General features: G+C 67.8%; 10 protein-coding genes. 2 read left to right on the top strand and 8 right to left on the bottom strand.

Going from position 1 to position 11,516, the window contains the following annotated elements; translation table 11 throughout:
* From H3O04_RS29330 to H3O04_RS29300, 7 genes are all read right to left on the bottom strand, one after another.
* Nucleotides 1-1,305, bottom strand: a 1,305-nt coding sequence (locus H3O04_RS29330; protein ID WP_202589008.1) for a CheR family methyltransferase, incomplete at its 3' end; no start/stop codon positions are given.
* A complete protein-coding gene (locus tag H3O04_RS29325; protein ID WP_006479518.1) occupies nucleotides 1,302-1,814 on the bottom strand; it encodes a chemotaxis protein CheW in 513 nt (170 codons plus the stop codon). The genes H3O04_RS29325 and H3O04_RS29330, both read right to left, overlap by 4 nt.
* Complete coding sequence (locus H3O04_RS29320; protein WP_027811466.1) at nucleotides 1,811-3,487, bottom strand: methyl-accepting chemotaxis protein; 1,677 nt, start codon at nucleotides 3,485-3,487, stop codon at nucleotides 1,811-1,813. Before H3O04_RS29320 ends, H3O04_RS29325 begins: the two co-directional genes overlap by 4 nt.
* 124 nt (nucleotides 3,488-3,611) lie before the next feature.
* A complete protein-coding gene (locus H3O04_RS29315) occupies nucleotides 3,612-4,745 on the bottom strand; it encodes a hybrid sensor histidine kinase/response regulator (RefSeq protein ID WP_006479520.1) in 1,134 nt (377 codons plus the stop codon).
* Nucleotides 4,746-5,229: 484 nt separating this feature from the next.
* Complete coding sequence (locus tag H3O04_RS29310) at nucleotides 5,230-6,813, bottom strand: Na+/H+ antiporter (RefSeq protein WP_011548229.1); 1,584 nt, start codon at nucleotides 6,811-6,813, stop codon at nucleotides 5,230-5,232.
* Between the two features lie 229 nt (nucleotides 6,814-7,042).
* The gene (locus tag H3O04_RS29305) at nucleotides 7,043-8,476 is read right to left on the bottom strand and encodes an aldehyde dehydrogenase family protein (RefSeq protein ID WP_006479522.1); all 1,434 of its coding nucleotides are present in this window, start codon (nucleotides 8,474-8,476) and stop codon (nucleotides 7,043-7,045) included.
* Between the two features lie 28 nt (nucleotides 8,477-8,504).
* Nucleotides 8,505-10,145, bottom strand: a complete 1,641-nt coding sequence (locus tag H3O04_RS29300; RefSeq protein WP_011548230.1) for an acetolactate synthase large subunit — start codon at nucleotides 10,143-10,145, stop codon at nucleotides 8,505-8,507.
* A gap of 378 nt (nucleotides 10,146-10,523) precedes the next feature.
* Here H3O04_RS29300 and H3O04_RS29295 point away from each other — a divergent pair, with 378 nt between their 5' ends.
* Nucleotides 10,524-10,862: a type II toxin-antitoxin system RelE/ParE family toxin gene (locus H3O04_RS29295; protein ID WP_006479524.1), complete on the top strand. Its 339-nt coding sequence runs from the start codon at nucleotides 10,524-10,526 to the stop codon at nucleotides 10,860-10,862.
* A gap of 3 nt (nucleotides 10,863-10,865) precedes the next feature.
* Nucleotides 10,866-11,165, top strand: a complete 300-nt coding sequence (locus H3O04_RS29290) for an addiction module antidote protein (protein WP_202589007.1) — start codon at nucleotides 10,866-10,868, stop codon at nucleotides 11,163-11,165.
* Between the two features lie 48 nt (nucleotides 11,166-11,213).
* On the opposite strand, the gene H3O04_RS29285 is transcribed toward H3O04_RS29290, so the two are convergent.
* Nucleotides 11,214-11,516 (bottom strand): DUF445 family protein (locus H3O04_RS29285; RefSeq protein WP_202589006.1); only part of this gene is annotated, 303 nt, incomplete at its 5' end.

Raw genomic sequence — 11,516 nt, 5'->3', positions numbered from 1 at the left:
GTACAGCGCCTTGCGGTAGAAGTCGCTCGCTTCCGCGGCGCGCCCGCGCGCATCCGCGATCAGTCCGTTCAGGTAGAACGCATCGGCATGCGGGCCAACGCGCGCCGAGAACTGCGCGAGCACGCGCTCGGCCTCGTCGAACGCGCCCGCGTTCGCCAGCGCCTGCGCATCCTCCAGCGTCGGCGCCTCGTCGAGCGTCGGCGCGATACCGTCGTTGGCCGGTGCGGCCGCCGCCGCGGCGGCCACCGCCAGGTCGGCCCGTGCGTCGATCGCAGCCGTCGTCACGGCCGGCGGCGGCACCGCAAACGGCTGACGCACGTCGCCGAGCCAGGCCGGCGGCGCGACGGCCAGCACCGGCCGCGGCGCGGCGAGCGGTGCGACCGTGAAGCGCTCCGCGCCCGGGTAAGGCGCCGCCGCGGACAGCGGCGCCGCCGGCCGCGCCGCGCAGGCATCGGCCGCCGCGCCGGCCGGCTCGCGATGAAACGCGAACGCCAGCGGCACACGCGCCGAGCGCATCCCGTGCCGCATCGCGACGCCCGTCTCCGCCGGACCGACGAACAGCATGCCGTCGTCGGCGAGACGCGCGTCGAGCGAGCGGATCACGCGATCCTGCGCATCGCGGTCGAAATAGATCAGTACGTTACGGCAGAACACGAAGTCGTAGCGAATGCCGGTATCGGCCACCGGTTCGACGAGGTTCGCATGACTGAACTGCACGCACGCGCGCACGCGCTCGTCGAGCAGCCAGCCGTCGCGGGTCGGCGTGAAATACCGCGTACGAAACTCCGTCGCCGTCCCGCGGAACGCATTGCGCCCGTAACAGCCGAGCCGCGCCTGCTCGATCGCACGCGCGCTGAGGTCGATCGCGTCGATCGTGAAGCTGGCCGGTTCGAGCCCCGCATCCAGCAATGCCATCGCCGCCGAATACGGTTCCTCGCCCGTCGAACACGGCGCGCTCAGTACGCGGATCACGCGGCCCGGCATCGCGGCGAGCCGTTCGGCGGCCAGCCGCGCGAGCGTCGCGAAGGCCTCGCGGTCGCGGAAGAACCACGTCTCGGGGACGACGAACAACTCAATCAGCGCACGCCGTTCGTCGGCCGACGCGTTGAGCTGCTGCCAGTACGCGTCGAGCGCTTCCGGCGTCACGGGCGGCCGCGCGGCCGACGGCACGCGCTCGCCGTCCGCCTGCAACGCATGCACGCGATCCGCCAGCGCCCGCATCAGGAAATCGTTGCCGAGCGAATCGGGGTCGATGCCGGTCTCGCGCAGCAACCAGCCGCGAAATCGCGATTCGGACATGTTCATGCGGACTCCTCCCCGTGGCCCGGCAGGCCGTCGAACAGATACAGGCGTGCAACGTCGTCGACCAGGTCGGGCACGGACACCTGCTGCACGACGCCGTCGGGCGTGTTCGCGACCCGCCCGAGCCAGCGCGTGCGCGCGGTCGAGATGCCGCTGGCGCGGAACGCCGCGCGGTCGATCCGCATCGTCTGCGTCGCGCGCTCCACGATCAGGCCGATCGTGCGCTCGCCATCGGCGTGACCGGCGCGATGACGCACCATCACGAGCCGCGTCGAGCGCAGCGCCTGTGCGCGCCGCCCGAGCGCCAGCATCGGCACGTCGATCACCGGCACCGGCTGGCCGCCGCGCATCAGCAGCCCGGCGATCCAGTCGGGCGCGCCGGGCACCGCCTTCATGACGGCGAGCGGCAGCACCTCGTCGATGCCGGCCGCGTCGAGCGCATAGCGCTCGCCGTCGAGCTCGAACATCAGGAACAGCGCGTGGGCGCCGTTCTGCGGATCGGCGCGCGTCACGCGTCGACCTTGAAGCGCGACACGCTGGTGCGCAACTGGTTCGCGACGAGCGTCAGATCGTCGATCGCCTGCGACGACTGGCGCAGCGACTCGGCCGTCTGCTGCGCGGCTTCCGACAGTTGCGACAGCGCCTGCGTGATCTGCTCGGCGCCGTTCGCCTGCGTCTGCATCCCTTCGTTGACCATCTGGAAGCGCGGCGCGAGGGTCTGCACCTCGGCGATGATCTGCGACAGCTGCCCGCCGACCTGCTGCACGTCGAGCATCCCGCGGCGTACTTCCTCGGAGAACTTGTCCATCCCCATCACGCCTGCCGACACGGCCGACTGGATTTCCTTGACCGTCTGCTCGATGTCGTAGGTCGCCACCGCCGTCTGGTCGGCCAGGCGGCGGATCTCGGTCGCGACGACCGCGAAGCCGCGGCCGTACTCGCCGGCCTTCTCGGCCTCGATCGCCGCGTTCAGCGACAGCAGGTTGGTCTGGTCGGCCACCTTGGTGATCGTCGCGACCACCTGGTTGATGTTCAGCGCCTTCTCGTTGAGGATCGCGAGCTTCGCGTTCACCGAGCCGGCCGCGTCCATCACGCTGCGCATCGTCTCGCCCATTCGCGTGAGCCCGCTCTGGCTCACGCCCGCGAGCGTCGCCGACTGCTCGGCCACGCCGGCCACTTCGTTCATCGTGCGCAGCAGGTCGCGCGACGTCGCGAAGATCTCGCGCGAGGTCGCGCCGATCTCGGTCGTCGTCGCCGCGGTCTCGTTCGCGGTCGCCTGCTGTTCGCGCGACGTCGCCGCGATCTCGGCCACCGACGTCGTCACCTGCATCGACGACTGCTGCGCGCGCGCGACCAGCTCGGTCAGCTCGTCGGCCATCCGGTTGAAGCCGGTTTCGAGCGTGCCGAATTCGTCGCGGCGGCGCAGATCGAGGCGATGGGTCAGGTTGCCGGTGCGCATCACGTCGTGCACCTCGACGAGCCGCGCCATCGGCACGGTGACCGAGCGGTACAGCATGTAGCCGAGCCCGAGCGCGGACAGCAGCATGATCGTCAGCGCGCCGACGAGCACGACTTCCGTGTCCTGCACGGATTCGCGGATCACCCTCGCGGACTGGTCCGCGAACTTGCGGTTCTCCTGGACCATGATGTTCGCGTCCTGCACGACCTCGGCCCACCCCGGCAACACCTTCGCGTAGGCGGCGATCGCTTCGTCGCGCGAGCCGCGGTGCCTCTGTACCGCGTCGGTCAACAGCGGCAGGTAGCGATCGTATGCGCCGCGAAACGTCGCAAAACGCGCACGGTCGTCGTCGCGGAAGATCGACGCCTGGTAGTCGACCGACAGCGATTCGACCTGCTTCGTCGCGTCCGCGATCTTCGCGAGATCGCGCTGCACGGCGTCGGGGTCGGTCTCGACGAAGGTCGCCTGCTGCAGCATGACGAACGTTTCGTTGACCGCCGCGCGCAGCGATGACGCGAGGTAGACGCCGGGCAACGAGTCGCGCTCGATGCTGACGGCTTCGGCGTTGATCGCGCGCAGTCGCTCGTACGACACGCCGGCTGTCACCAGCATCAGCACGAACAGCACGCCGAAGCTGAGCAGGATGCGATTGCCGAGCGTCAGCCGGGCAGCGCCGATCGTCGGATGCAGGCTTTCATTGGTCGCGCGGGGCGTCACGGTGGCCATGTTCGTTATGGGCTTTCTAAATTCTGCGTTGAAAAAATCCACACCCGCCTGCGCGCCGGAGGGCGCGCCACGAGCGCGTCGGGGTCTCGCGGGCGGCGCGGCGCCGGCAGGCCGCGCCGCGAAATCACCGCTCCGCTTGCGCCGGCAGCCGAAGCGCGACCATGAAGCCGCGCGCCGTATTGCGCATCAGGATCTGGCCGCGATGCCGCGCCGCCGTCGCGCGGACGAACGCGAGCCCGAGGCCGAAGCCGCCGCGCGCCGCGCCGTGCGCGGATTCGAGCTGCACGAACGACTCGGTCGCGGCCGTGCGCTGCTCCGGCGCGATGCCGGTGCCGGCATCCTCGACGCCGATCAGCCAGGCGCCGCCCTCGCCGGTCAGCGTGCAATGAACGTCCATCCCGGCCGGGCCGTACTTCAGCCCGTTGTCGACCAGGTTCGCGACCGCGCGCGTCAGCATCATGCGGTCGCCCATCGTCACGCACTCGGTATCCGGCACGTGCGCGATCACCCGGCAGCCGAGCCCGGCAGCCTTCTCCCACAGCTGGTCGACGGCGTCGAGCACGATCTCGTTGAGACTCACGACCTCGTGCGCGCGGCGCTCGGACTGCGCGCGGGTCAGGTGGATGAAGCCGTCGGCGAGCGCGAGCGCGCGCCGCGCATGGCCGGCGATGCGCTCCATGATCGCCGGCATGTCGCCGTGTTCGGTCCGGTAGACGTCGAGCAGCGCGAGGATCGACGTCTGCGGCGAACGCATGTCGTGCGACAGGAAATCGAGCGCCTCGTCGCGCTGGCGCGACATCAGGTACGAATTCGAGTGATAGCGGATGCGCGCGGTGAGCTCCATCGCGTCCGGAAGCTTCACCAGATAGTCGTTCGCGCCGGCGATGAACGCCTCGCGCTTGACGATCGGCTCCTCCTTCGCGGACAGCACGATGATCGGCACGCGTGCGGTGCCGGCGTCCGCGCGCCAGGCGCGCACGAGATCGAGGCCGTCGATCTCCGGCATCACGAGATCCTGCAGGATGACCGTCGGCTTCACGTCGCGCGCGACCGCCATCGCCCGATGTGCGTCGGTGCACACGTGCAGGTCGATGTCGTGCTCGCTGCGCAACGCGCGGCGGATCACCTCGCCGACGAACGGCTGGTCGTCGACGAGGAGGACCGATAACCCCGATTCGAGGCAATCCGAGGCATTATCACTGCTCGATTCTTTCATAAATACAGTTTCAAACGCCGAATCTCCAATCGATTCTTTCATAGGAGTTGTTTATCCGACTTGGACGCTATCTTATATTGGCAGTTGAAAAACCCGCCTGATTCCGCCGATTTGGCCTGTCGGCACTGCCTTGCGGGGCCTCGGACGCCGCTTGTTTCCCCGTCGGCGACCGCATTACCTCCGCATTCTTTCTCTCAATAAACATAACCGGCTGATTCTAAATGAAATTAGAACACAGCATCTATCTCCTTCCGGTTTAGTTTTGCCAAATATGCAGAAAGAGACGGAAACAGATAAATCGGATCATTTCCGGATTCGAAAGACGATAACGTTTGCGAGACCGCCGCCACGAGGTTTGCATGCGTTGCAAGGCTGGCGGCCGATCGTATTGAGGGCCGGATTCGAATAACCCGAATCGGCAGGCGGAAAAGAGACAATCGCGCAACGGGCGCTCGACCCGCGCGCGGCAGGGCCGGCAGGACGCCGGCCCGTGGTGCGATTCGCGAGCGGCGTGCCGCGCGCCCGCTTACCCTCGCGCGTGCTGCGCGGACACTTCCTGCAGGTCGAGATCGCGTTCGAGCGCGTGCAGCATCTCGTCGTGAATGCGCCCCGACCGGTGCAGGCGCAACAGTTCGGCGCGGCCCGCCCGGATCGCGGCCAGCACCACGTCGTAGTGCGCCATGCGCACTTCCGCCGGATATGCGGGCTCGTTCTTCGTCCGTTCGGTCAGCTCGGCGCGATACGTGTATTGCTCGAGCAGGCGCGGATGGATCACGACGCCGTTCTCGTCACGCACGAGCGGCTGGATCGCCGCGAGCTGCGCGGCTTCGACGTACGCCCACGTCTGCGGCTCAGTCAGGTGGTGCGCGGCGCGCTCTTCGCGCTGCGGCAGGCGCAGCAGCCGGATCAGCGGCCCGATCGTCGTGCCCTGCAGCAGCACGGTGACGAGGATCACCGCGAACGACGCGACCAGGATCACGTCGCGGCCGGGCAACGCCTCGGGTAGCGACAGCGCGATCGCCAGCGTCACCACGCCGCGCATGCCGGCCCAGCTCATGATCGTCGCGGCCTTCCAGTCGGGCGCCTCGCCGCGCCGCGCAAGGCCGCGCACCGGCCACTTCAGCGCCTCGACCGCGTAGATCCACACGAAGCGCGACAGGACCACCGCCGCCAGCACCGCGAGCACGGGCGGCACCATCGTGCCGAGCACCTGCTCGAAGCCGCCGAGCCGATGGATCGCGCCGCGCAGCGACAGCCCGATCAGCACGAACACCATCGCCTCGAGCAGGAACACGATGACCTGCCAGAACGCGGTGCCGCGCGTGCGCACGGCCGCCGAGAACACCTCGTGCTGATGCCAGCCGATGATCATGCCGGCCGTGACGGTCGAGATCACGCCCGACACCTCGACCATTTCGCCCGCGATGTACGCGATCCAGCCGGCGATCACCGCGACGGTGATCACGAGATAGTCGTCGTCGAGCAGCTTCAGGAACCACACCACGAGCTTGCCGACCACGAAGCCGACCACCACGCCGCCGAGCCCCAGCTCCGCGAAACGCACGACCGCGTGCTCGAGGCTGAACGCGCCGGTGAGCGCGGCCGCGACCGCGAAACGGAACAGCACGAGGCCGGCCGCGTCGTTCAGCAGGCTCTCGCCTTCGAGCAGCACCATCAACCGGCGCGGCAGCGCGACGCGTTCGAGCACGGCCTTCGCGGCGACCGCATCGGGCGGCGACACGATCGCGCCGAGCGCGAAGCACGCGGCCCACGGCAGCGCCGGCACGACCCAGTGCACGGCGAAGCCGACCGCGAACGTCGTGAATACCACCGCTCCGATCGCCAGCATCAGGATGCCGCCGACGTTGCGCTTGAATTCTTCCCACACGGAGAAGTACGCACCGTCCATCAGCAGCGGCGGCAGGAACACCAGCAGCACGAGCTCGGGATCGAGGTTGATCGGCGGCAGCCCGGGGATGAACGCGATGCCGATGCCGCCGATCAGCAGCGCGGCCGCGGGCGGCAGCCGCAGCCGCTTGGCGATGCATTCGAGCGCGACGATCGCGAGGAATGACAGCAGAACCAGCTTGAATGCCGAGACGGGGGACATGAATCGACCTCGTGAAGAATGAATTCGCGCGTTCCGGCGTCGTACCCGGTCGGCAGTTTCGCGCGATTACATCACGAGGGGAGGCTCGCAGTCGAGCCTGTTTCGGGCGGCCTGCCGCGTGGGGCGCGCGCGGCGCCGTGCCGCTGCGCACGCCACCATGAAAAACGGCACGCGGGCCGGCCGATCGCCTGCCCGCGTGCCGTCATGGCACCGCGCCGCCTGCCATGCGTTACCGGCGCCGCACGACCATCAGCCGCGGCTCGGTCATGTCCTCGATCGCGTAGCGGATGCCTTCGCGGCCGAGGCCCGAATCCTTCACGCCGCCGTACGGCATGTTGTCGACGCGGAACGACGGCACGTCGTTGATCACCACCCCGCCGACCTCCAGTTCGTCCCATGCGCGGTGCGCATGCGTGAGCGAATCGGTGAACACGCCAGCCTGCAGCCCGAAGTCGCTGTCGTTCACGCGGGCGAGCGCGTCGTCGAAGCGGTCGAACTTCTCGAGGATCGCGACCGGGCCGAACGCCTCCTTGCGGTACAGGTCCTGCTCGCGCCCGACGTTCTCCAGCAGCGTCGCCTCGAACATCGCGCCGTCGACCTTGCCGCCCGCGACGATCTTCGCGCCCGCCGCGACGGCCGCGTCCATCCAGCCCGACAGCCGGCGCGACTCGGATTCGGAGATCATCGGGCCGACGAAGGTCGACGGGTCCTTCGGATCGCCCATCTTCAGCGAACGCGTCTTCGCGATCAGCTTCTCGCGCAGCGCGTCGTAAAGATCCGCATGGACGAGAATCCGCTGCACGCCGATGCAGCTCTGGCCCGACTGGTAGTACGCGCCGAACGCGAGCCGCTCGACCACGTAGTCGAGCCGGTCGCGCTGGTCCGCATCGACGATCGCGGCCGCGTTGCCGCCGAGCTCCAGCACGACTTTCTTCTTGCCGGCCTTCTCCTTCAGCGCCCAGCCGACGGCCGGCGAGCCGGTGAACGACAGCAGCTTGAAGCGCTCGTCGGTCGTGAACAGGTCGGCGCCGTCGCGATGCGCGGGCAGCACCGAGAACGCGCCTTTCGGCAGGTCGGTTTCCGCGAGCACCTCGCCGATGATCAGCGCGCCGATCGGCGTGCGGCTCGCGGGCTTCAGCACGAACGGACAGCCGGCCGCGAGCGCGGGGGCGACCTTGTGCGCGGCCAGGTTCAGCGGGAAGTTGAACGGCGAGATGAACGAGCACGGGCCGACCGGCACGCGCTTCGTGTAGCCCGTATAGCCCTGCGCCCGCGCGGAGATCTCGAGATTGACGATCTCGCCGTCGATGCGCACCGATTCCTCGGACGCGACGCGGAACGTGTCGATCAGCCGCGTGACTTCGCCCTTCGAATCGTTGATCGGCTTGCCGGCCTCGATGCACAGCGCCTCGGCCAGCTCGTCGAAACGCTCGCGAAAGCGCGCGACGCAATGATCGAGCACGGCCTGCCGCTGGTAGGCCGGCATCTCGCGCATCGGCTTCGTGGCGTCGACGGCCGCGGCGATCGCCGCATCGATCGCCTTCGCGTCGGCCAGCGCGACACGCGTGGCGACCTTGCCGCTGAACTTGTCGGTCACCTCCAGATCGGTGTTCGCGTAAACGGCTTCGTTGGCGAGATAGTACGGATAGGTTTCCTTCAACATGGAACGACTCCTTCCTGTGAACGGGAATTCAAAGTTGCGCCGACAGGCGCTTGATCTCGCGGTTCAGCACGCGCTCGTTGTCCGAGTAGTCGATCGGCACGTCGATCACGTGCACGCCCGGCGACGAGAAGCATTCGCGCAGCAACGGCTCGAGATCGTCGGCCGACTCGACGCGATGCCCATGCGCGCCGTAGCTTTGCGCGTACGACACGAAATCGGGGTTCTGCAGCGTCATCGCGAAATCGGGGAAATTCATGTTCTCCTGCTTCCAGCGGATCATCCCGAATGCATCGTCGCGGAGGATCATCACGACGATGTCGAGCTTCAGCCGCACGGCCGTTTCGAGCTCCTGCGAATTCATCATGAAGCCGCCGTCGCCGCACACGGCGATCACCTTGCGCTGCGGATGCACGATCTTCGTCGCGATCGCCGACGGCAGGCCCGCGCCCATCGACGCGAGCGCGTTGTCGAGCAGCAGCGAGTTCGGCTCGTGCGCACGCCAGTAGCGCGCGAACCAGATCTTGTACATCCCGTTGTCGAGACAGACGATGCCGTCGACCGGCAGCGCGTTGTACAGGTCGTTGACGATCCGCACCGGGTACATCGGGAACCGCGGGTCGTGCTGGCCTTTTTCCAGGTGCGCGTCGAAATGCGCCTTGATCATCTTGAAGCGCTCGAAATCCCAGTGCGATTGCGGCGTCAGCGCCTCCTTCATCTGCCACACCGCATTCGCGATGTCGCCGACCACCTCGATCTGCGGGAAATAGACGGGATCGACCTGCGCGCCGAGGAAGTTCACGTGGATCACGGTCTTGTCGTCGGTGCGCATGAAGAACGGCGGCTTCTCGATCACGTCGTGGCCGACGTTGATGATGCAATCCGCCTGCTCGATCGCGCGATGCACGAAGTCGCCGTCGGACAGCGTCGCGTTGCCGAGCCACAGCGGGTGCGTCTCGTCGATCACGCCCTTGCCCATCTGCGTCGTGAAAAACGGGATGCCCGTCTTGTCGACGAATTCGAGCAGCATCTTGCAGGTGGTCTTGCGGTTGCCGCCCGCGCCGATCATCAGCAGCGGATGGCGCGCGGCCTGGATCGCGTCGACCGCGTGCGCGACCGCCTTCTCCTCGGCCACCGGCCGCCTGCTGTAGCTGCGCGGGATCGGCTTGCCGTCGCCCTCCTCGTGCGCAATATCCTCGGGCAGTTCGAGGTGCGCGGCGCCCGGGCGCTCCTCCTCCGCGCGGCGGAACGCCTCGCGCACCGCCGACGGGATGTTGCCGATCGACACGATCTGCCGCGTGAACTTCGTGAGCGGCTGCATCATGTCGACCACGTCGACGATCTGGAAGTGGCCCTGCTTGCTGGACTTGATCGGCTTCTGCCCGGTGATCATCAGCATCGGCATCCCGCCGAGCTGCGCATACGCGGCGGCCGTCACGAAGTTCGTCGCGCCCGGCCCGAGCGTCGCGAGACACACGCCGGTGCGGCCCGTGAGGCGGCCGTAGGTGGCGGCCATGAACCCGGCCGCCTGCTCGTGCCGGGTCAGCACGAGCTTGATCTTCGATCGCCGCAGCGATTCGAGCAGATCGAGGTTTTCCTCGCCGGGAATGCCGAACACGTACTCGACGCCTTCGGCTTCCAGCGCCTTCACGAACAGATCCGATGCTTTCATGGGGACTCTCGGTTATGCCGCCTGCCCGGCCTACGGACACGCGGCGTTCAGGACGCGCGCCGGCCTACGGCACGCGGACGCCTTACCTACTGGACACAGACCACGGCACTGCTCGCCGCGCAACACGCGATGCTCGATGCGTGATGCACGGCGGCGCCTCCGGATACCGGAGGACGAACGGACCCGCCCGCACGCGGCAAGCACGCGCGGGCGGCAAAGACGTTTTTGATTGTAGACGGATTCGCGAGATTCCGACTTCGACCGGATGGCCGGCTCCCGCCGCGCGACGGGATCGGCCTGACGGCCAATTCCACCTCGAACGACGCGCGCGGCGCTACCGTAGGCGCAACCGAATTCCATTCATCGAACATGTGAACCATGGTTGACATCCTGCAATCCGTGCCCTACAGTGCGCCTACGTTCAGCATCCGGACCACCGACGTCTTCGAAGCGTGGTTCGCCGGCCTGCCGGATCGCGTCGCGCGGCGGCGCATCCAGGCGCGCATCGACCGTCTGTCGATGGGCAATCCGGGCGACTGGAAATCCGCCGGCTCCCCCGTCGTCGAAATGCGTATCGACCACGGCCCCGGCTATCGCGTCTATTACGTGAGGCGCGGAACGATATGGGTCATCCTGCTCTGCGGCGGCGATAAATCGACGCAACAGGCCGACATCCGCGCCGCGCACGCAATGCTCGCGCACCTCGACATGGAGTGATCGATGGACAAGATCAAGACGCGGCCGTGGGATTCGGCCGAACATCTGAAAACCGAAGACGACATGGCCGACTACTTCGACGCCTGCCTGCAGGAGGCCGGCGACGATCCGGCCTTCATCGCGCATGCGCTCGGCGTGATCGCCCGTGCCCGCGGCATGTCGCAGGTCGCCCGCGATGCGGGCCTGTCGCGCGAAGGGCTGTACAAGGCGCTGTCGCACGACGGCAATCCGAGCTTCGGCACGATCCTGAGGGTCATCAAGGCGCTCGGCCTGCAATTGCACGGCGCCAAGGCCGCCGCGTGAGCCGGCGGTGCACGGCGTCGCGCCGCGGGTGCAATGCCCGTACCCGCGTCAGTGCAGCCACCCGGCCGCCCAGCGCGGCACCAGCGACACCAGATACAACCCGAGCCCGATCAACCCGCCGACCAGCGTGCCGTTGATGCGGATGTATTGCAGATCCTTGCCGATGTTCAGCTCGATCTGCCGCGACATCTCGCGCGCATCCCAGTTGCGCACCGTGTCGCGAATGTGGCGCATCAGGAAATCGGCGAAATCGGGCGCCATCTCGTGCACGGCCCGCTCCACATGCTCGTTCAGCGACGCACGAAGCGCCGGGCTCTCGGCGAGCCGCGCGCCGAGCCAGCCGCCCAGCGT

This window comes from Burkholderia sp. KCJ3K979 (assembly GCF_016759955.1).
GTDB classification, from domain to species: Bacteria; Pseudomonadota; Gammaproteobacteria; order Burkholderiales; family Burkholderiaceae; genus Burkholderia; species Burkholderia orbicola.
This window is presented reverse-complemented; position numbering and strand designations above follow the sequence as displayed.

Excerpts from the sequence above, each read along its gene's own strand:
- H3O04_RS29300 (WP_011548230.1), bottom strand. The coding sequence starts at position 10,145 with ATGAAAGCATCGGATCTGTTCGTGAAGGCGCTGGAAGCCGAAGGCGTC.
- H3O04_RS29295 (WP_006479524.1), top strand. The coding sequence starts at position 10,524 with ATGGTTGACATCCTGCAATCCGTGCCCTACAGTGCGCCTACGTTCAGC.
- H3O04_RS29315 (WP_006479520.1), bottom strand. The coding sequence starts at position 4,745 with ATGAAAGAATCGATTGGAGATTCGGCGTTTGAAACTGTATTTATGAAA.
- H3O04_RS29290 (WP_202589007.1), top strand. The coding sequence starts at position 10,866 with ATGGACAAGATCAAGACGCGGCCGTGGGATTCGGCCGAACATCTGAAA.
- H3O04_RS29320 (WP_027811466.1), bottom strand. The coding sequence starts at position 3,487 with ATGGCCACCGTGACGCCCCGCGCGACCAATGAAAGCCTGCATCCGACG.
- H3O04_RS29310 (WP_011548229.1), bottom strand. The coding sequence starts at position 6,813 with ATGTCCCCCGTCTCGGCATTCAAGCTGGTTCTGCTGTCATTCCTCGCG.
- H3O04_RS29305 (WP_006479522.1), bottom strand. The coding sequence starts at position 8,476 with ATGTTGAAGGAAACCTATCCGTACTATCTCGCCAACGAAGCCGTTTAC.